This window comes from Ornithinibacillus contaminans (genome assembly GCF_001038425.2).
Taxonomy (GTDB): domain Bacteria; phylum Bacillota; class Bacilli; order Bacillales; family Amphibacillaceae; genus Ornithinibacillus; species Ornithinibacillus contaminans.
Genome location: NZ_LDPV02000009.1, coordinates 164,568 through 185,785, shown reverse-complemented (window position 1 = coordinate 185,785; position 21,218 = coordinate 164,568). Strand labels below are relative to the sequence as shown.

At 37.2% G+C, this 21,218-nt stretch carries 19 protein-coding genes, 1 pseudogene and 1 other annotated feature; of the genes and pseudogenes, 14 read left to right on the top strand and 6 right to left on the bottom strand.

The window, feature by feature from the left end:
- Positions 1 to 46 precede the first annotated feature (46 nt).
- Both motP and motS read left to right on the top strand, forming a co-directional pair.
- On the top strand, positions 47 to 871 hold the full coding sequence (motP, locus tag JF53_RS01670) for a flagellar motor protein MotP (protein ID WP_047981564.1): 825 nt from the start codon (positions 47 to 49) through the stop codon (positions 869 to 871).
- Positions 861 to 1,610: a flagellar motor protein MotS gene (motS, locus tag JF53_RS01665; RefSeq protein WP_047981565.1), complete on the top strand. Its 750-nt coding sequence runs from the start codon at positions 861 to 863 to the stop codon at positions 1,608 to 1,610. The genes motP and motS overlap by 11 nt, the downstream gene beginning before the upstream one ends.
- A gap of 129 nt (positions 1,611 to 1,739) precedes the next feature.
- Here motS and JF53_RS01660 read toward each other — a convergent pair whose 3' ends face one another.
- The 4 genes from JF53_RS01660 to JF53_RS01645 form a co-directional block, all read right to left on the bottom strand.
- Positions 1,740 to 2,894 carry an acetoin utilization protein AcuC gene (locus JF53_RS01660; RefSeq protein ID WP_047981566.1) on the bottom strand — a complete coding sequence of 385 codons (1,155 nt, stop codon included), beginning with the start codon at positions 2,892 to 2,894 and terminating at the stop codon, positions 1,740 to 1,742.
- Positions 2,891 to 3,541 (bottom strand): acetoin utilization AcuB family protein, encoded by a 651-nt coding sequence (locus JF53_RS01655; protein WP_047981567.1) that lies wholly within the window; start codon positions 3,539 to 3,541, stop codon positions 2,891 to 2,893. The genes JF53_RS01660 and JF53_RS01655 overlap by 4 nt, the downstream gene beginning before the upstream one ends.
- Entirely contained in the window at positions 3,541 to 4,194 is a 654-nt protein-coding gene (locus JF53_RS01650; protein WP_047981568.1) for a GNAT family N-acetyltransferase, read from the bottom strand. The genes JF53_RS01655 and JF53_RS01650 overlap by 1 nt, the downstream gene beginning before the upstream one ends.
- Before the next feature lie 148 nt (positions 4,195 to 4,342).
- Entirely contained in the window at positions 4,343 to 7,258 is a 2,916-nt protein-coding gene (locus JF53_RS01645) for a transglycosylase domain-containing protein (RefSeq protein ID WP_047981569.1), read from the bottom strand.
- A 129-nt stretch (positions 7,259 to 7,387) separates the two neighbouring features.
- Positions 7,388 to 7,602: a binding site (T-box leader), on the top strand.
- A gap of 60 nt (positions 7,603 to 7,662) precedes the next feature.
- Here JF53_RS01645 and tyrS point away from each other — a divergent pair.
- From tyrS to JF53_RS17395, 5 genes and pseudogenes are all read left to right on the top strand, one after another.
- Positions 7,663 to 8,934, top strand: a complete 1,272-nt coding sequence (gene tyrS, locus JF53_RS01640; protein WP_047981570.1) for a tyrosine--tRNA ligase — start codon at positions 7,663 to 7,665, stop codon at positions 8,932 to 8,934.
- Between the two features lie 342 nt (positions 8,935 to 9,276).
- A pseudogene (locus tag JF53_RS01635) lies at positions 9,277 to 10,125 on the top strand (pyruvate formate lyase family protein); the annotation flags it as partial.
- Between the two features lie 25 nt (positions 10,126 to 10,150).
- On the top strand, positions 10,151 to 10,885 hold the full coding sequence (gene pflA, locus JF53_RS01630) for a pyruvate formate-lyase-activating protein (RefSeq protein WP_157052442.1): 735 nt from the start codon (positions 10,151 to 10,153) through the stop codon (positions 10,883 to 10,885).
- A gap of 167 nt (positions 10,886 to 11,052) precedes the next feature.
- A complete protein-coding gene (locus JF53_RS01625; protein WP_047981572.1) occupies positions 11,053 to 11,244 on the top strand; it encodes a hypothetical protein in 192 nt (63 codons plus the stop codon).
- 20 nt (positions 11,245 to 11,264) lie between these two features.
- Complete coding sequence (locus JF53_RS17395) at positions 11,265 to 11,417, top strand: hypothetical protein (RefSeq protein WP_157052439.1); 153 nt, start codon at positions 11,265 to 11,267, stop codon at positions 11,415 to 11,417.
- 71 nt (positions 11,418 to 11,488) lie between these two features.
- Here JF53_RS17395 and rpsD read toward each other — a convergent pair whose 3' ends face one another.
- Positions 11,489 to 12,091 carry a 30S ribosomal protein S4 gene (gene rpsD, locus JF53_RS01620; RefSeq protein ID WP_047981573.1) on the bottom strand — a complete coding sequence of 201 codons (603 nt, stop codon included), beginning with the start codon at positions 12,089 to 12,091 and terminating at the stop codon, positions 11,489 to 11,491.
- A gap of 352 nt (positions 12,092 to 12,443) precedes the next feature.
- Between rpsD and JF53_RS01615 the strand changes: the two genes are divergently transcribed.
- The gene (locus JF53_RS01615; RefSeq protein WP_053071931.1) at positions 12,444 to 14,363 is read left to right on the top strand and encodes a sensor domain-containing diguanylate cyclase; all 1,920 of its coding nucleotides are present in this window, start codon (positions 12,444 to 12,446) and stop codon (positions 14,361 to 14,363) included.
- A 66-nt stretch (positions 14,364 to 14,429) separates the two neighbouring features.
- Here the strand turns inward: JF53_RS01615 and JF53_RS01610 are convergent, their stop codons facing one another.
- Complete coding sequence (locus JF53_RS01610; RefSeq protein ID WP_047981574.1) at positions 14,430 to 14,909, bottom strand: GAF domain-containing protein; 480 nt, start codon at positions 14,907 to 14,909, stop codon at positions 14,430 to 14,432.
- A 130-nt stretch (positions 14,910 to 15,039) separates the two neighbouring features.
- Between JF53_RS01610 and refZ the strand changes: the two genes are divergently transcribed.
- The 6 genes from refZ (at position 15,040) to JF53_RS01580 (ending at position 21,193) form a co-directional block, all read left to right on the top strand.
- Complete coding sequence (refZ, locus tag JF53_RS01605; protein WP_047981575.1) at positions 15,040 to 15,651, top strand: forespore capture DNA-binding protein RefZ; 612 nt, start codon at positions 15,040 to 15,042, stop codon at positions 15,649 to 15,651.
- Between the two features lie 346 nt (positions 15,652 to 15,997).
- On the top strand, positions 15,998 to 17,686 hold the full coding sequence (gene ezrA, locus JF53_RS01600) for a septation ring formation regulator EzrA (RefSeq protein ID WP_047981576.1): 1,689 nt from the start codon (positions 15,998 to 16,000) through the stop codon (positions 17,684 to 17,686).
- A gap of 120 nt (positions 17,687 to 17,806) precedes the next feature.
- Entirely contained in the window at positions 17,807 to 18,949 is a 1,143-nt protein-coding gene (locus tag JF53_RS01595) for a cysteine desulfurase family protein (protein WP_047981577.1), read from the top strand.
- 2 nt (positions 18,950 to 18,951) lie between these two features.
- Positions 18,952 to 20,154 carry a tRNA uracil 4-sulfurtransferase ThiI gene (thiI, locus tag JF53_RS01590; protein WP_047981578.1) on the top strand — a complete coding sequence of 401 codons (1,203 nt, stop codon included), beginning with the start codon at positions 18,952 to 18,954 and terminating at the stop codon, positions 20,152 to 20,154.
- Between the two features lie 90 nt (positions 20,155 to 20,244).
- On the top strand, positions 20,245 to 20,448 hold the full coding sequence (locus JF53_RS01585) for an alpha/beta-type small acid-soluble spore protein (RefSeq protein WP_047981579.1): 204 nt from the start codon (positions 20,245 to 20,247) through the stop codon (positions 20,446 to 20,448).
- Positions 20,449 to 20,578: 130 nt separating this feature from the next.
- Entirely contained in the window at positions 20,579 to 21,193 is a 615-nt protein-coding gene (locus tag JF53_RS01580) for a DUF2953 domain-containing protein (protein ID WP_047981580.1), read from the top strand.
- Positions 21,194 to 21,218: the final 25 nt, after the last annotated feature.

Here is a 21,218-nt window from a genome sequence, read left to right as displayed (position 1 = left end):
AGGAATCGAAGGAAGACGACTACTCAGAATTTTTGGGAGTGAGAGTATGAGAAAAAGAGATTTATTAACTCCTATCGGCATTACAATAGGGTTTATTATGATTATGCTGGCAATACTTTCTAATGCAGGAACAGAAGGTTTTGTGTCTTTTCTTGATGTTGCTTCAATTCTTATCGTGATCGGTGGAGTAGCTGGTTCATTACTTATAAACTTCAACTTGGAGCAAATCAAGCTAACAGGAAGAGTGTTAAAGGAATCCTTTAATCAAAATGAACGAAAGCTACCAGAACTTATTGATTTATTTATTCGCTTATCAGAAAGAGCTAGAAGAGAAGGGATTTTAGCGCTAGAAAATGAGTTAGAAGAAGTTGATGAGCCATTTATCCAAAAAGGAATTTTACTTGCAATAGATGGTGTAGAGCCAGAGGTCATTCATGATATTATGGATGCTGAAATTATCGCCATGGAAGAACGTCATTATCGAGGAAGAATGATCATACAGAAATGCGGTGAATATGCCCCTGCTTGGGGGATGATAGGTACGTTAATAGGTCTTGTTCTTATGCTAAATAATCTACAGGATCCAGCGACATTAGGTCCTAGTATGGCAGTGGCTTTGTTAACTACGCTATATGGAACAGTGTTAGCTAATTTAGTGTTTATTCCGATGGCAAGTAAGCTGGAGAATAAAACAGAAGAGGAAATCTTTATAAAACAAATTATAATTGAAGGTGTCATAGGGGTTCAATCCGGACAAAATCCGAGAATTTTAGAGGAAAAACTGGGTGCTTTTCTAGCAGAAGAAGATATGAGGGAGCTTGATAACGAGGCTGATCCGCGTTTTGCTAGGGAGGATTTTCATGAAGCGTAGAGATAGAGGAAAAACAGTTGATAAAGGTGCACCTAAATGGATGGTTACCTATTCTGATATGGTTACACTGGTACTTGTTTTTTTTATTTTACTATTCTCTATGTCACAGATTGATGCTGCCAAGTTTGAACAAGTATCAGAATCCTTTCGAAGCCGGACAATTTTTGATTTTTCTTCTTCTAAGGTGCCATTGGATAATTCCTCTGAGAACATTGAAGATAATGAGGCACCGAATGATGTGGAGATTCCCACACCAGATGATCGTGATGCCGAACAAGATTCCTTACAGGATTTAATCACGGAAGTAGAAAGCTATTTGGATGAAAATGATTTAAATAATGTTGTTTCGGCAAATCGTTCTGAACGAGGAGTTGTACTTGTTTTACAAGATAGTATTCTATTTGATCCTGGTGAAGCAGTCATCCTGCCATCAGCGCTTCCGTTTTTAACAAAAGTAGGTAATTTACTTGCTCAAATCGATAATCCGATTAAAGTCGAAGGACACACAGATGATGTTCCAATGGATAGTTTTCGATACCCGTCGAATTGGGAATTATCAGGTGCAAGAGCAAGTAGTGTCGTTCGATTCTTAGTAGATGAGGAAGGGTTGCAAGAAAACCGTTTTTCCATCACAGGATATAGTGACACATATCCAGTTGTACCAAATGATAGTGAAGCAAATCGAAGTAAAAACAGGCGAGTAGAAATTGTCATACTAGAAGATGGAACTGAAAGTTAAAGAGATTAAGATATAAGTAAAATGAGAAGATAAACTAATAAATAATGCACTAACACAAAGGCGCATTTTACCGAAGCGGGTCTTGATTGCCCGCGTTCGGAATTTATCTTGTCATAAATACTTATGTTCTTAATCTCTTTTTACTTTTGTATATTTTAATAGATTTAATAATGTGTGATAGTTTTTCTCGGTTATTTCTGCTTTCCTAGGTATTTCTGGTATGATCCCTTTATCATCCTTCCAAGTCGCCGGTATTGTAACTGGGGCTTCTACTTGCCACTTCTGAACCCAGTTAAGAGGTAGAGGTCCCTTTGCGGTATCACCATACTTCATAACATGCCACAACTGTGCCCATGCTCTTGGGACAACCCGCCATATATCATAACCCCCTCCACCAAGCGCAATCCATTTTCCGTTGCAATAGCGATTCGCAATTTCTAAAGCAACCTTTGGAATGGCTTCATAGATTTCCATTGAGCCACAAAGATGGCTAAGTGGATCATAAAAGTGTGCATCAGCACCATTTTGGGTGACAATAATGTCTGGTTGAAAATAATCGGCAATTTCCTGTAACGCAATCGAATAAACATCAATAAAGGAGTCGTCCTGTGTAAAGGCATCGATAGGCAAATTGAAGCTAAATCCATGACCGGCTTTAATCCCTCGTTCTGTAACATTTCCTGTGCCCGGAAATAGGTACCTGCCTGTCTCATGGATGGAAAATGTACACACATTCGGATCTTCGTAAAAAGCCCATTGAACTCCGTCTCCATGATGTGCATCCGTATCAATATAAAGCACCTTTAGCCCAAACACTTTACGAATATAGTTAATGGCAATTGCTGCATCATTATATACGCAAAATCCGGATGCTTTATTTTTATATCCGTGATGAAGTCCGCCACCGAAATTTACCGCCCCATCAAAACCATCGAGTAATACAGATTCAACTGCTGTTAATGTAGCACCTACCACTTGCATGGACGCTTCATGCATATTCGGGAAGACGGGGGTATCTTCAGTGCCTAGACCGAACTTGACCAGATTATCGAGACTTGCCTTACTGCTGTTTTTAACAGCGTCAATATACCTTACATCGTGAAAAAGAGCTATTTCTTCTTCCGTAGCAGATCGTGGCATTACCATATCATTGGATGCAAGTGCATCGGATTCTTCTAATAATTCTTTTGCTAATAGGACTCGTTGTTGATTAAAGGGATGATTTTCATGGAAGTGATAGTTTAATAGTGAGTTCGTGTAGACAAATTTAACGTTCCTACTCATAGCTTTGGCTCCGGTATATTATTTGGCCACATGAGTTCATAGCCCTCTTGCCGTAATTCACGAATAATTGGTAGCGGATTCATTGTTTGGATACGAAAAACAAGTATTTTAAATTCTGGATCATTTTTATAAGGATAAACAAGAACAGAGGAGACGTTTAATCCTCGATTCCCGAATACGGAAGCTACTTCAGGTAGTATTCCAGGCCTATTAGGTACTTTCACTTCAATTTGTGATCCTTGAATATGAGTGCCTGTTAGTTGGATAAACGTATATAGCAAGTCCTTTTCTGTTATAATGCCTACTAGCTTGTTGTGACTAACAACTGGAAGACAAGCAATTTCACGATCATAGACTATACGGGCAACTTCTTCAACGAAGTCGAGCGGATGTACGGTAATTACAGGGTGTCGCATAATGGTGCGTAGTTTCTTGTTTAAAATGGTCTTATCCTGTTCAGCTAGTAATACTGATGGACTAGCATCACGTACATCACGATCTGAAACAATGCCAATTACCGTAAAATCCTCATCCACAATAGGGATGTGCCTAATTCGGTGTTCCAGTAGTAATTGATGTGCAGTTGCGATGGAATCTTCTGGGCTAAGTGTGATTACGTGTCGCTTCATAATATCTTCAACATGCATTATAAACCCTCCCTCATTGTACGTAATTCCTGTCTTCTAAGAAATCGTAAAGTATCAAATTGGTTAATTGATGATTCTGGCACATTTTTTCCAATGCGTACCATTAAGCAGTTTGCAGGATGTGAGATTATTTCAGGGTCATCTGTTGGAGCGGGTTGTAAGCCACCGGTTGCCATCATTTTTTCCATGACCTTGCGATACTCCCAAATACTTAAATTAGTTCCGTTAAGATCCCAATGCCAATAATATTCGGTTGAAATGATAATATAGTTTTCCATAAATTCATCCATCATGGAAATTTTAAGTAAGGATGAAGCAATTCCACCACCACGATATTCCGGTGTAACTTCAATTGCTCCTAGCTCCAGCAAATCCTCCATTTGAAAGGTAGACCATCTTTCTAGTGGATCAGGATAAAGATACGTGACATATCCGATAATGGTGTCTTGTGTCCTTGCTATAATCACTCGGCCTTCTTGGAGATCAGCAATGCTTAACAGCGCCTGGAATTGTTTTGGTGCAGGCCGAAACGCTGTTAGTTCAGAATGAAATCGGTAATTTTGTAATGCAGATGCAGGCAGTGGTCCTTCTATTACAATTGCCTCTGTTTGGGTGTGATGTTCTTTCATGTACATATTCTTGATGTGTTCCATTGCTTCCTCACCACCGGTTTAATCATAATAGTATTGATTAGTTTTATTATACAGGATTATTGTTGTAATTTTTAGCTTTTTCTTATGTTGGAGAGAAAGATTGTTAACCATCCTAACCACAAAAAAAGGAAGAGGGAATACCTCTTCCTTACACATCATCATTTTGATTGTCTTCTGGATCATCTTCTGTTGAATCCTCGTCTGTATCACCTTCATCAGGTATTTCTCCTGGTGAGTTCGCTTGATCACTCGGATCATCTTCCGTTGGATTCTCCGGTTTATCAATTGCCTCAGAGAAGTCACCTACTACGAATTCCTTTGATGGTGATGATTCCATTCCAAAATAATCAACCGATTTCACGTGATAAACAGCTTTTCCAGAAGGAATTGCAAATGTAGTCTCTACCGTGTTGCCAATTAGCTCGAATTTCCCACCTGGCTCATTTGCACGGTAAATACGGTAGCCGATCACATCTTTACTTCCAGATGCTTTCCAGGTTAAATTCTTACCTTTATGGGCAAAGGAGCTCGGAGTTGATGGTGCTTTTCCATCATCCTTGATACCATTTTTGCCATCTGTATTTGGAATACTAATTTTTTCCCATGCTTCTCTTCTAAATGAAGGGAAGAGCTGTGTTAAATCATTGAGTTTATCATATTCCATTCGTTTTAAGAAGTCTGGATTGAAGGAAATTCCATCATCTTGAACAAATTCCTTCGGTGTGTTAGGACCAGCGAGAACGGCCTTTCCGTCTACCAAGACATAGGAACCTTTTATAAGGCTATCATCAACTTCTTTTGGAATAAAGTTTATATTAAATATATCACTTGATACTAATCCTGCTTCCTTACATAAATCAGACGGAAGCATTCCAGAAGTTGCGCAATAAGAACGAGATACAATGCCCTCTGGCTGTTGGAATCTAGTACTTGGTGTAACTAAGTCAGGTCTAATTTCACTAGCAGCATTCATAAGCTCTGCCCATAATTTTAAGTTACGGTTACTATGATACAGACATGAATCACATCGTAGTGATTTACCTATTCGATATCCTAACCATGATCCCATTGTTACATTAGGATTTGTACCAACAAAGTGTACGTCCTTCGTATCCTGTGATGTACCAGTTTTACCGGCCCAATCAGTGGATCCAAGGCTGTTTAATTGAGAGTGTAGGTAGGAAGCAGAGCCTTCACTAACTACGTCTCGCATCATATCAAGTGTTAAATAACTTGTTTGAGGTGAATATACTTCCACTGGCTCACTCTTATGTTCATAAATTACTTCCCCATCTTGATTGGTGATTTTTTCAATCATATAGGCATCAACAAAGTTTCCACCATTTGCAAACGTCACGTAGGCATTGGTGTTTTCTTCAATAGAAATACCATAAGTTGCAGCACCAATTGATAAGGCTGGATTTTGGTATTCACCATCTGTCAGAGATGTGATTCCCATTTTTCGTAAGTATTGATCAACAATATTATCATTCATGATTTGTGTATAAACTTTAATTGCTGGCAAATTGTATGAATCTGTCAAATGGTCACGAACAGATAGCAATCCATGGAATTTTTCGTCAAAATTACCAGGCGTCCATTCACCCCATGAAGTCTTGTTATCTAGTACAGGTGTACCTGGTTGAACGACACCTTTTTCCATTGCTGATGCATAGACAAACGGCTTCATTGTACTACCGTTCGATCGTTCAGCAGAAGTAGCATAGTTTATTTGATCATCTAAGCTATATTCTCGTCCGCCCAGGAAACTAATAATCTTACCTGTGCTATTTTCTATTAAACTTGCCCCAGCTTCGACCTGCTGGGTAATGACAACTTCTTCACCAGTTACGGGATCCTCTACCGGACCTGTCCAGTCTGGTCCATAATCTTTAAAATTAGCGGCAACCTCTTTAAAGGCATCATAAATATCTTTATCAATAGTAGAATGAATATTATAGCCATTTTGTCGTAGATCACGATCTGCTAATATTTCATATTGTTCACGTAATGAATCATCTTCTGCCAAATCTTCTTTTGTATAGCCATCCTCTTCTGCAAGGATGTTCATAATGATTTCTTTCGCTCTTTTTTCGAGTTCATAAGTTAGATAAGGATACTTTTCAATTGTTGTATCCGATTCGCCAACAAAGTCTGCAGCAATATCATATTGTAAAGCATTATCATATTCTTCTTTGGAAATGTATTCCATTTCATACATGCGCTTAAGTACAGTCTTCATTCGGTTAATACCAGGCTGAATTCCTTCTTCGCTTTTTAAGCCACCATTACTCTCAAATGGCGTATAGTAGGAAGGGCTTTGTGGTAATCCTGCTAGATAAGCAGCTTGCGGAAGATTTACTTCATCTGCATTGACACCGAATATAGTTCTAGATGCAGTTTGAACACCAGCAATATTACGCCCGTTGGCACCTCGTCCATATGGGATGATATTCAAATATGCTTCCAATATCTGATCCTTCGTAAAGAATTTTTCGAGACGCATGGCAAGTAATATTTCCTTAGCCTTACGTTCAAAGGAAACCTCGTTCGTTAATATTTGGTTCTTTATTAACTGTTGGGTTAAGGTACTTCCACCTGATTTTATTTCAGAGTTTGTAAATTCTTGAACTAAGGCACGAACTATTGCCTTCGGTACGACTCCTTCATGTTCATAGAAGAATTCATCCTCAGTAGCAACTACTGCCTGTTGCAGGATAGGGGAGATGTGTTCTAATGTGGTTTCTTCACGGTGTATATCGGAGTTGATGTCTCCGAAGTAAATATCCCCAGCAAAATATAATTTTGATGTTTCTTCATAATTGTAAATGTCTCGTTCCATGCTTTCATAAGGTCGAATTGGTTCATCTTTCACTAATGATGCAAAGTAACCGAATCCAATTCCTGCTCCTAAGAAAAGACCGATAAAGCCGAGAACAAGGAAAAACAAGACAACATTCCAGACAACATCATATGTAATTCGAGATGTACGTTGTATATTTCCCGTACGCCAGATTTTTTTAAGTTTCGTTCCATATTTATGGAGTAATTGTTTAAAATCCACGATAAAACCTCCTATTATTCCAAGCCTAATTATAGCATAGACAACGTATAGGAGGGTACCTGAAATTTTCAAAAATCCATTGCATTTTCTCTCATTATATGGTAAGAATAGATAAGAATATCTTATATGATAAAAGCTGTGAACGAACTAGTAGCGAGCAAATCCCTTTCCTAGAGAACTGGTGGTTGGTGGAAACCAGTAAACATTTGCAAGTGAATTACAATTCTGGAGCTATCTTTTGTTAATGAATTGGTTAACTTAAGACGGTGATGTCATCGTTAACAAACCCAAAGTGGCATTAATTTGCAACAAGGGTGGTACCGCGTGTTAAACTCGTCCCTTATATATTATAGGGAAGGAGTTTTTTTATTTTTATTAGAAATTTTTAGTGGAGTGTGAGTTGAATGGAGATTTTGCAGGATTTGGAAAAAAGAGGATTAGTAAGTCAAGTTACAGATTATGAAGGATTAGCGAAGCATTTAGCGGAAAAGGAAGTAACCTTATATTGTGGTTTTGATCCAACGGCAGATAGTCTGCATATTGGTCACTTAGTTCCACTTACAATGCTGAAACGATTCCAAAAAGCAGGTCACAAGCCAATCGCTTTAGTCGGCGGTGGAACAGGTATGATTGGTGATCCGAGTGGCCGTTCTACAGAGCGTTCGTTAAATACAGAGGATGTAGTAAAAGAATATAGCGAAAAACTAAAAGAACAGATCTCTAGAATTTTAGAGGTCGATAAAGATGAAAATCCAGTTGTCGTTCGAAGCAATTATGAATGGCTAGGAAGTATGACCGTTATTGATTTCTTGCGTGATGCGGGGAAACATTTTAGCATAAATTATATGCTTGCAAAGGAATCCGTTTCTGCTCGTATTGAACAGGGGATTTCCTTCACTGAATTTAGTTATATGATTTTACAATCACTAGATTTCCAAAAGCTATTTGAATTAGAGAATTGTACATTGCAAATTGGTGGAAGTGACCAGTGGGGGAATATTACGGCGGGTATGGAGCTAATACGTCGTGGTAGAGAAAATGAGGAAGAAGAGATTAAAGTATTCGGCTTAACAGTTCCATTAATTACTAAAGCAGATGGAACGAAATTTGGTAAATCTGCCGGAGGGGCAATCTGGTTAGATGCTGCCAAAACGAGTCCGTATGAGTTTTATCAGTTTTGGATTAACACAGATGACCGTGATGTGATGAAGTTCTTAAACTACTTTACATTTTTATCAGATGAAGAGTTAGCAGCGCTTGAAGCTGAGGTGCAAAACCATCCTGAAAAACGTGTTGCCCAAAAACGACTTGCGGAGGAAATGACTAGAGCTGTTCATAGTCAAGCGGCAGTAGAACAGGCACAAAAGATTACAGAATCATTGTTTAGTGGTGATTTAAAATCATTATCAGCAGATGAGATTGATCAAGGATTTAAAGATGTGCCTTCTTTCCAAATGGACCAAGAGGATGTTGGATTAGTCGATTTACTAGTCAATGCTAATATTTCCTCATCCAAACGCCAGGCTAGAGAAGATGTTACCAATGGTGCTATTTATATTAATGGAGAAAGACAGCAGGAACTTGACTATATATTGTCAGAGGAAGATCGTATCGAAGGCAAGTTTACCATTATCCGTAGAGGGAAAAAGAAATATTTCTTGATTCGCTATGCTTAAATACCAATGAGAATTTATTTCATAGGAGCTACAAGTTCTTGGGTTACCAGGAATTGTAGCTCTTGTGTTTTTTCGAGACTAACAGTACCAATCTTCCTCGCCATTATTAAGAAAAAACACAGCAATCGTTAACAAGAGAAATAAAACGAGCTTTCTAAAAGTGGAATAGACACAAATTTGTTACATTTTTCACATACTTTTATTTATATATGGTGGTATTATTAATTTGAGAGTGAATATTACAGTGTTATTTGCTCAATATTTCACAAATTAAAATTACGGGAGGTAATGATAATGAGCACGACCGCTTGGGAAGGTTTTACAATAGGAAAATGGCAAACTGAGGAAGTAATTGCCAAATATGATCAAGTATTAGATTGGTTAGCGGGATTATACGTGAACACATTAAATATAATTCACTTTATGCATGATAAGTACAGCTACGAGCGGATTGAAATGGCCTTACATGATAGAGACGTATTACGTACGATGGCATGTGGTGTTGCGGGATTATCCGTTGTAGCTGATTCATTAAGTGCAATTAAATACGCTAAAGTAAAACCGATTCGTAATGGAAATGGTGTAGCTGTTGATTTTAAAATTGAAGGCGATTTTCCGAAATACGGTAATAATGATGACCGTGTTGATAGTATTACGGTAGAGCTTGTTAAAAAATTCATGGACAAAATCAAAAAGCACCAAACATATCGTCATTCTGTACCAACGCAATCCGTCTTAACGATTACATCAAATGTTGTGTACGGTAAAAAGACTGGTACAACTCCAGATGGGAGAAAAGCTGGTGAACCATTTGCACCAGGAGCAAATCCAATGCACGGTCGCGATACGAAAGGCGCACTTGCTTCCCTTTCATCTGTTGCGAAATTACCGTATGATTATTCACTTGACGGCATTAGTAATACGTTCTCCATCGTACCCAAAGCATTAGGGAAAGAAGAGGAAACAAGAAAAAGAAACTTAGTAGGCTTATTGGATGGCTATACCGTAAAAGGGGGGCATCACTTAAATATTAATGTATTTGATAGAGAAACATTACTAGATGCTATGGATCACCCAGAGAAATACCCGCAGCTTACGATTCGCGTCTCAGGTTATGCGGTTAACTTTATAAAATTAACAAGAGAACAACAAATTGACGTGGTTAACCGTACATTTCATGAAAATCGTTAAGAAAGATAAGAGAGGGGACGTTATGATGAAAGGTAAAGGTAGGATTCATTCTATTGAAACGTGCGGTACTGTAGATGAACCAGGGATACGGTATATAATATTTATGCAAGGGTGTCTTTTGCGGTGTCAATATTGTCACAATCCTGATACGTGGAAAATGGGGGAAGGCAAGGAGGTTTCGGTAGAGGAACTACTACATGACATTGATTCTTACGTGCCATTCTTTAAGACCACTGGCGGTGGCGTGACGGTAAGTGGTGGAGAGCCACTCCTTCAGTCAACGTTTTTAGTCAAGCTGTTTAGAGAATTAAAGAAACAGGGTATCCATACGACACTTGATACATCTGGTGGATGCTTCTCTACGTCACCAACGTTCTTAGCTTCGTTGGATGAACTTTTATCGTTAACTGACCTTGTTTTATTAGATATTAAGCAAATTAATTCGGAAAAACATAAAGAACTAACAGGAATAGCAAATGACCGTATCTTAGATTTTGCTCGGTATTTAATGAAGAGAAATGTTCCTGTTTGGATTAGGCATGTACTTGTCCCGGGAAAATCGGACGTTGATGAAGACTTAGTTAACCTAGCAGAGTTTATTCAAACTTTAAACAATGTAGAAAAAGTGGAAGTGCTCCCGTATCATAAATTAGGTGTATACAAATGGGAAGCGCTTGGACTAGAGTATCCGCTAAAAGGTGTAGAGCCACCACGAGCAGATAGCGTTAAAAATGCTGAACAGATTTTAATGGCAACATGAAATAGAGTAATGAAAAAATTATAATTAGTTTTAAGAAATGGGATAAGCCATCTTGAAAGTTACTTGTCAACTTTCAAGATGGTTTTTACATAACCGCTAACAAGATAATTCAAATTTTAGATATTTTCCTATATAATTTTAGGATAAAAGGTTCGGGAGAGGTGTTAATGATTCGTAAAATTGTACGAGAAGTATCTATTTTTCTTGGGGGAGCTCTCTTTTTAATGACTTCTTATAGTGCTTTTGCATATTTCAGAAATGATACGATTGATATCGTGGAGAATACTCTACATGCAATATTTGTTGTAGTTTTTGTTAGGATTGCATTGTGGTTAGTAAAGAGGAATGAAAAAAAGTAATTAAACGAAAGGAAACTAAAATGGAGAATAAGAAGGGTTTATTCTTTCTATTTGTTGCCTTTGGATTAAATTACTTGGTCACTCAAGGGAGGCAACAAATAGAAGAAGTAAAGCAAAACATTCTGGGTAACTATAAAGTTGGAAATACGAAACTTTACAAAGCTAGAAAATAAAAAAACCCAAACCTTTACTTATCTTAAAGGAATTGGGCTTTTTTGAAAGTGCTGTTTACACAGCGCAACTATTAACGAGAATAGAATTCTACAATTAATTGTTCTGTGATTTCAGATGGAAGTTCAGAGCGTTCTGGTAAACGATTGAAAGTTCCTTCTAATTTATCAGCATCAAATGTTACGTATTCTGGTACGAAGTTGTTCACTTCAATTGCTTCTTTCACGATATCAAGGTTTCTTGATTTTTCGCGAAGACCAATTGTTTGACCAGGTTTTACTAAGAATGATGGAATATCAACGCGTGAACCATTTACCGTTACGTGACCATGGTTTACAAGCTGACGAGCTTGTCTGCGTGTACGTGCAAGGCCTAAACGATATACTAGGTTGTCAAGGCGAGATTCAAGAAGAACCATGAAGTTTTCACCATGAACACCTTTCATTTTTCCTGCTTTGTCAAATAGGTTACGGAATTGACGTTCGTTCAATCCGTACATGAAGCGTAGTTTTTGCTTCTCTTGTAATTGAAGACCATATTCAGAAAGCTTTCTGCGTTGGTTTGCTCCGTGTTGCCCTGGAGCATAAGGGCGTTTGTCTAGCTCTTTACCAGTGCCAGTTAATGAAATGCCAAGTCGACGTGATTTTTTCCATACAGATCCTGTATAACGTGCCATGGGACATTTCCTCCTCTTATTTTATTTGCATAAAATAAAATCCAACCGTGATCATGCGCACGAGCCATTATGTTTTCATGTACCATCGCTCCAGCAGCAGAGAGTTACACGATACACCTCGAGAATTTGAGGAACAAAATGGGCAAAGTGGTGATTCACTATAGGCTGCCTTGTTATTTTACACAAAGAATAGTATATAATTTTTTCTTTACTAAGTCAACTATTCTTATGAAAAGAATACTAGGTCATTGTTCATTAATTTTTTTAAAGTTATATAGGAAAAAAGTCAGAGTTATTATATAATTGAGAATGGAATAAATTCAAGGTACATAGGAAACCCAGGTGAGTAACGATGATAAAACAAATGAATATAGAAAAACTGCAACTATTTTACTATGAATTACTAACATGTCTATCTCCACAACAAACGGAAGATATTTACGAGAGACTTACTTGCGGTATGAATGAACAATTAGATACAGACTTTATTGGAATATACTTATTCGATAGTTGGACGAAGCGGTTTTCGCTTGTATCACAAAGCGCGCGGAATCAAAGGAAAGTGCTTCTAAATAATATAGTAGAGGATCAGGTAGATACATATAGAACGGCAATTATGGATGGAACAATGACATTAACATTACCTGCAGATAAGTTATTCATTGTTATTTCCCCGGATATAAACTACAAGGTTATTACACTAAAACCTGCCGAAGGACCAGCTGGATTGCTTGTTTTGGGGTATGAAGCTGCGGATGTGACTTGGGAAAATTGTGTGTTCATTAAACAGGAGACAGAAAAAGTATTGTCATATGTATTTCTATTGGATGAAAGCAATTGGCATTTGGAAAAGAATCAATATTTATTTGAAATTACGTCCACATTCTTTATGCTAAATAATAAAACAGATATATTAATGAAAATTATTGCGTCATTGCGTGACATTTATCCAAGCTTTCGGTTTTATTTATTATTATCACAGGACCATGATGAGGTACCCGGACTACCGATTAAATCGTTAAAGTATGGTGATGAGTCAACAAAGTTAGTCAGTTCGCAAGCGTTCATTAATGGGACAGTACAAATAGAAGATCGCCTTCATGACCAAAGTACGTGTGTCTATGCACCATTAAAGGGGCTACAAGGCGTGTATGGTGTTATACAAATTGTATCCCAAACATTTGTTGAATTTCCTTCGAAAGAAATCGACTTTATTTCGAAATTTGCTAATGCTGCTGGGAAAGCAATTGAGAATACAACATTATATCAAAATTCTACCCATTTAGTATCCGATCTAAAATTATTAAATGATATAACGCATCAATTAAACTCTAATCTTGAATTGACAGGGATTACGAATTTAGTAAAACATCAAATTATCCAGATGTGTAATGCAAGTGAAATTGGATTTGTTTATCGGATGCAGGAAATAACCAATCAATTTGAAGTATTAGAAGGCAGTACAGCTTTCTTTCAATCTGTTGAAGGAAGAGGATTTGTCCGCTTATTGGTAGAAGAAGCATTAGCAAAGAAAGAGTCGATTTTCTCAGGCGACTATAATAATAGTCATATTTCCCTTCCGTTTCGCTCCGTTATGGTGATTCCAATGGAAAATTCTGGATTGGTTAATGGTCTGGTAATTGTACTTGGTCAGAATCCTTATTCCTTTACGTTTGATACATTTAAATTGTTACAGTCCATAATTCGTCACTCGACATTAGCATTTGTTAATACGATATTGAAAGAGCAGCTCCAAAAAGCAGCAGCAACAGACTATTTGACGCAGTTGTTTTCAAGAAGTTATTTAGATGAGAAAATCATGCAGCATATGGGGACTGGTGAGATGGGGACGTTAATACTTTTTGACATTGATGATTTCAAAAAAGTTAATGATACATATGGTCATTATATCGGGGATGGGGTCATCAAGCAGGTAGCAGATATCATTATGTCTAGCATTGGGGAACAGGATGTTCCAGCTAGGTGGGGTGGTGAAGAACTGGCTATTTATTTACCAAGTACCGATTTGAATGAGGGGGTACATGTAGCAAGGAATATAAATAATCAAGTAGAAAATTTTACCGAGCCACGGGTTACCTTATCAGCTGGTGTATCTTCCTGGTCTATGGAAGAAGCAGATTCTGCAAAAGATTTCTTTGTTCGAGCAGATAAAGCATTATACGAAGCAAAGAGCTTTGGGAAAAATTGTGTTGTGAAATACGGTAGAAAAGAACAAAAAGTGGAAGAAGCAGACGAAACGAGGTTGCTATAACTTAAAAAGCTTCCCACTCGTGTGAATTTTCACTCGTGTGGGAAGCTATCAATTTCCTAACATCTATTACATGTGCTTTAACAATTCCTCAACAAACTTTTCTAAGTAAATCTGGTCGGTTTCGTCAAATCGATTTAAGACTGGACTATCAATGTCCAACACTCCAAGTATTTCACCGTCACGGATAAGCGGTACGACGATTTCAGACTTGCTGGCACTATCACAGGCGATGTGTCCAGGGAATTGATCCACATCTTCAATTCGTTGCGTTTTTCGTTCTTTTACAGCGGTCCCGCAAACACCCTTACCATATGGAATTCGAATACAAGCAGGTAATCCTTGGAATGGTCCAAGAACTAGCTGGTCATCCTTCCATAAATAGAAACCAACCCAGTTAATGGCATCAAGGAATTGATTTAATAGGGCAGATGCATTGGATAAATTGGCAACAGTATCTGATTCACCATCTAATAGGGCAGATAATTGCTTGATGACTAGTTCATAGTCTTTCGCTTTATCGCCAGAGTATAGGCTCGTTTGAAACATAAGATTTCATCCTCTCTATGAAAAATCTCGGGTTATATGACACAATTTTTGCAGGATATTTCCAATATTCATCATAAGTATGATATAAAAGAAATAATAGTGTTATATTTTAGATAAGGAGTTGATATCAATGGAAGATACCTCCCCTACGAAGCGGAAAGTAGTTGAGGCTGCATCATCTCTTTTTTATCAAAAAGGGTTTCATGGAACCTCTGTACGTGATATTGCAGAAAAAGCTGCTGTGAATGTTTCCTCAATTAGTTATTATTTTAAAGGAAAACAAGGGCTTTTGGAATATGCAATCTCTACTTACTATGAAGATTATCTTGCCATCATGGAAACAACTCTTAATGAATCCCGTGAAAAAGAACCAATCGAACGATTTAAACAATTGATTTATACAATTATACAATATAAGCATTCGAAGCTACAATTTTCCTGTTTCATTCATCGCGAATTGTCAATGGATTCTGTGTTTGTACGAGAAATGGCAGTCACGTATTTAGCAAAGGAAAATTACATTATCGGAAATGCATTTTCAGCAATTTTTAAAGAGGTTAATGCGGATAAGAAGAAATTAGACCGACAATTTTTATTAATGCAATTAAAAGGAATGATTGTGACACCTTATGTATTACATAACGAATGGCGTAACCAAGTAGTCGGGGATTACTCGCATTCACTATTCATTAATAAGTACGTTCAAACCATTCATACTTGGTTGGATTTTATAACGGAGTAAGTCGCATTGTTTTTAGCTGGGATAAAAGTAACTTTGATAAGCATAAGACGAACAATTCACTATACTCGGGTATTGTGGACGAATAGTCGATTTTATCTTACCAAAATACTACTATCCCACTTTTTTTATAAGGGAAAACCATTCCATTGGTAAAATCTACAAATTGCGACACGGAAATTAAAAAATCTGCTATTTATTTGGATTTTTTTAGCCAAAAATCACCCGCACATGGTATCATAAGGATTATATAAAATATCTATATCTAAACGATCTAAACGATTTCGATAAATGAAGCGATAATATAGAAGAGATTATGGTTGTTGGACTTAATTAGGGGGCTTTTAATATGGTTTATGTTATTGGAATTATACTTGTGATTATTGCACTCATTATTACCAGCCTTATTATGAGAAAAAGAGTTTATGATTTTGTGGATCGCCTGGAGAGCTGGAAACTTGATATCATGAACCGGAATGTTACATCACAATTATCGAGGATTAAGACGTTAAATTTATCTGGTGAAACACAAGAACGATTCGAATCTTGGAAAGAACGCTGGGAATTTATTCTTTCTAAGGAATTACCAGATATTGAGGAATATTTATTTGATGCAGAGGAAGCGGCAGATAAGTTTCGTTTTACGAGAGCTAAAAAGACCTTACGAAAAACGGAACAGGTTCTACAATCAATTGAAAAGGATATTGAAAAAATTATATCCGAGTTAGATGAACTAGTGGAATCCGAAGAATCAAGTCGTAAAGAAGTAGAATATATACAACCTGCAATAAAGGCATTACGTAAAAAAGTAGCACAAAATCGTTTCCAATACGGTAAAGCCGAGGTTAGATTTGAAGTAGAAATAGATGAGTTAAACGAAATGCTTACAAATTATCATGATCTAGTAGATTCTGGTAATTATATTGAAGCCAAAACCTTAGTAGAGTCGTTAAAAGATCGACTGGACGACTTAGAAGCAGAAGTCGAGGAATTTCCAGAAATTTACCGTGCTTGTAAACAAGAAATTCCATCCCAAATTGATGATCTTTACTCCGGGATTAAAGAAATGAAAGAAGAAGGGTTCCGAATTGATCATCTTGGATTTGAAAAGGAATTGCAGGGATATCAGCAACGTCTGTTAGATTGTGTCAATGCGTTGGAAAAAGGAAATGCATCTGAGGCGAAAGCTTTAACGAATGAGGTAACAGAACGAATTCAAGAAATGTACCAATTGTTGGAAAAAGAAGCGATTGCAAAAAACTTCATGGAAACACAAATTACTGGCTATCAACAATCCATCAAAGAAGTTGCGGCTGCTTTTGAAGAGACGAAGGTAGAAGTAGAAACACTGAAGCAAACGTATTATTTTGATGATCAAGATATGGAAAAATACTTATCACTTGATAAGCAAATTACACAGCTGCAAAAGATATATGAAGAACTAACAGAAGGTATTGAAGACGAAAAAATGCCACATTCTGAATTGCGATTACAGCTAGAGTTAGGCTTTAATCAGCTTCAAGAAATTTCCGAAAAACATCATGACTTTAAAATAAGTGTGTATAACCTCCGGAAAGATGAATTGGAAGCAAAAGAAACTTTATCAGCTATTCGTGAACAGATTAATGAAGCAAATCGAAAAATTAAGAAAAGCAATATTCCTGGTGTTCCGAGCTTTATTTGGAATACAATGGAGGAAGCAACAGAAAAAAGCAATCATGTTTTAAAAACATTAGATAAAAGTCCATTGGATATTGCAGAAGTGCAACGTGCACTTTATGATGCAGAGTCAGCAGTTGAACTTGTAATGGAGCAAACGGAAATTATGCTTGATCAGGCGCGATTAACAGAGCAAGTGATTCAGTATGCTAACCGTTATCGAAGTAAATATCCATTACTTGCTGCTAAATTAGCTGAGGCTGAATCGCTTTTCCGTAATTATGAATATGAGCTTGCATTAGAGCAAGCAGCAAGTGCCATTGAAGAAGTTGAACCGGGTGCTTTAAAACGAATTGAAGCAAATCAAATGATACGATAAGAATGATTACATGATAGAACTAAGGGGGCTGCTTTAGAGGATATATTATTCTCTTAAAGTCAGCCTTCCGTTTTGTCTTTATACATGTAATGTAAGTTTTCGGTAAAGGGGAATTATTCTATGATATATCTTGATAATAGTGCTACGACAAAACCACATCCTGAGGTGTTAGAAAGCTTTCTACAAGTATCTAGTCGCTTTTTTGCTAATCCATCTTCCATCCACCAGCTCGGGGGAGAAACGGAGAAGCTGCTTATTCAATCAAAACAACAGGCGGCAAAGTTATTAGCGGTACATGAAGAAGAGATTATTTTCACTTCTGGTGGTACAGAAGGAAATAATATTGCGATGAAAGGAATTGCGCTTGAGCACCAAGGTAGAGGAAAACATATTATCACCTCCGAGATTGAGCATCCATCTGTATTTGAAGCATGTAAGAGTCTTGAGTCGCTGGGATTCGAGATAACTTATTTACCAGTGAATCAAAATGGTGTAGTATCAGTAGAGGATGTCCGTCAGGCAATCCGTAATGACACAATTTTAATAAGTATCATGCATGTCAATAATGAAATTGGTTCGATACAACCAATTCAAGAAATTGGCCAATTAGCCAAAAACTATCCAAAGCTCTTCTTTCATGTAGACCATGTGCAAGGTCTGGGTAAAATTCCACTTACACTTGCAAATAGTGGCATTGATCTATGTACTATGTCAGGTCATAAAATCCATGGTGTAAAAGGAACAGGCATTTTGTATATTCGAAAAGGAATAAAGCTATGTCCTTTATTTCATGGTGGCGAGCAGGAACGAAATATTCGTTCAGGCACAGAAAATTTAGCGGGTGCAGTTGCCTTTGTAAAAGCATTACGATTTATTAAAAATCGTGAAGCAACAGAGGCGACAAAGCTACAGCAGATGCAGCAATTTCTACGCAATGAATTGCAAAGCATTCCAGCTGTCATGATGAATTCACCAGAGGACGGAGCGCCTCATATTATGAACTTTTCTATACCTGGATTAAAACCCGAAGTGATGATTCATACGTTAGGAAAACAAGGAATCTTTATTTCGACAAAATCAGCATGTTCATCAAAGGATTTAGATGAAAGTAGAATCATAAAGGCGTGTGGGTACAACCAAGCAAGAGCAAAATCAGCACTAAGAGTTAGCTTATCCTATGATAATACTATTGAAGAACTTAAAACGTTCTTACACACATTAAAAGAAGCACTATTACAACTATCAGATGTTATGGAGAGATAATTATGCAATTTGATCATATATTGATTCGTTATGGAGAATTAGCGTTAAAAGGAAAGAATCAAAAGAAGTTTGTGGAAAAACTACAACAAAATATTCGGCATAAACTAATGGAGTTTCCTGATGTTCGTGTGAAAAGAACACAAGGAAGAATGTTTGTGTTACTAAATGGGCATGATCCACATGCTATTATAGAAAAATGTAAACATGTTTTTGGTATCCATAGTTTTAGTTTAGCGATTAAGGTTGAGAATGAGCTGGAGGAAATTAAATCAGCTGCTTTATACGCTTTGCAAAATGCAGAGAATGTAAACACCTTTAAAGTGTCGGTAAAACGGATAAATAAAGGTTTTCCAAATCGTTCTCAGGAATTAAATCAACTATTGGGTGGACATTTACTCGCAAATACCGAGAATATTACAGTAGATGTTCATCGTCCTGATGTCGAAGTAAAAGTAGAAATTCGTCAGGAGGCAACTTATATAACGTCAAGTGTCGTTCGTGGTGCAGGTGGACTGCCAGTTGGCACTTCTGACAAGACGCTTCTGCTATTATCTGGCGGGATTGATAGTCCAGTTGCAGGTTACCTAGCGATGAAACGTGGGGTAGAAATAGAAGCGATACATTTTCATTCACCACCTTTCACAAACGATCGTGCGAAGCAAAAAGTGTTTGATTTAGCGGAAAAATTAACGAGCTATGGTTCAAAAATTAAAATTCATCTAGTACCTTTTACAAAATTACAACAACGAATTTTTCAAGAGACACCAGACGGCTACGGAATGACTGTGATGCGACGTATGATGCTACGTATTAGTGAACAAGTTTGTCGGAAGGAAGGCATTCTTTCGTTGACGACAGGTGAGAACTTAGGTCAGGTAGCAAGTCAGACTATGACAAGTATGAATACAATTAATGAAGTAACCAATTATCCAATCATTAGACCACTAATTACAATGGATAAAGATGAAATTATAGAAATTTCCAAGGCGATTGATACGTTTGATATTTCGATCCGTCCGTATGAAGATTGTTGTACAATATTTGTTCCTAAAGCACCAAAAACAAAGCCGAAGCGTGATCGAGTGAATTATTATGAGTCAACCTACAATTATGATGAGCTTCTAAAAGAAGCAATCGAAGGAATAGAAGTAGTAACAATTACTGATCAGAAAAAAGTTGAAGATGCATTTGAAGGGTTGTTCTAATTGGATAATCTAGTAACACTTACCAATTAAAATTGTGAATGAGGCACCTCCTTTTGGCACATTATAAGCGTACCAAGGAGGTGAAATACCATGGCAAACAACAATAGTTCAAATCAGTTGGTAGTTCCTGGTGCACAACAAGCATTAGATCAAATGAAGTATGAAATTGCAACAGAATTTGGTGTTCAACTTGGTGCTGACACAACTTCTCGTGCTAACGGTTCTGTTGGTGGAGAAATTACGAAGCGTTTAGTTCAAATGGCTGAACAACAATTTGGTGGAATCAAAGGTTAAGACAATTTAATAGCATAAATGGCTAGGGACTATTCGCTTTGCGGATAGTCCCCATTTTTTTGCATAAATTAGGATAAAATTGGAAAGTTGTGGCAACCTATAGTAACTACTAATATTTGGAGATGCGTAAATGGGTTGGATTATCGTATGTAGTTTAATTGGGTTCATTATGGTGATTATAATCGTGCTTTTTTTACAACGATTGACGATTAGTGTGAACTATTATTATCAAAAAGATTCCCATTACCTTAAGCTCACGGTTCATTTAGCTCGTTTTCGTATGTTGGAGAAAAAAATAAATCTAAAACAACAACAGACTCACAATCAGACATCACACTTAGCAGATTTATGGAAGGGGCTTGAGCAAGATATTGAATTAAATAATTTTAGCCAACTGATGCATACAGTGGTAGAGCAGCTGAAAACTACGAAATATATGGTGAAAATGGCATGCAGGCATCTTACGATTAAACAGCTTGTCTGGAAGACGACATTCGGAACTGGCGAGGCGAGTAGTGCTGGTTTAGTAGCAGGAGGGTTATGGATGGTAAAAGGGACGGTTCTTGGGTTGCTTTCTGAATTAGCAACAATGAACTGTGAACCCAAGCTTTCTGTCATCCCATATTTTCAACAAAAAGGCTATCAATCAGAAATTGATTGCATGGTTTCGATCCGTTTGGGAAAAGCTATACACACCATTATGCAAATGCAACGACATGGTGTAAAAAAAGCAATTTATACTTAATTTTGTAATGAAGGAGGAGTATCAA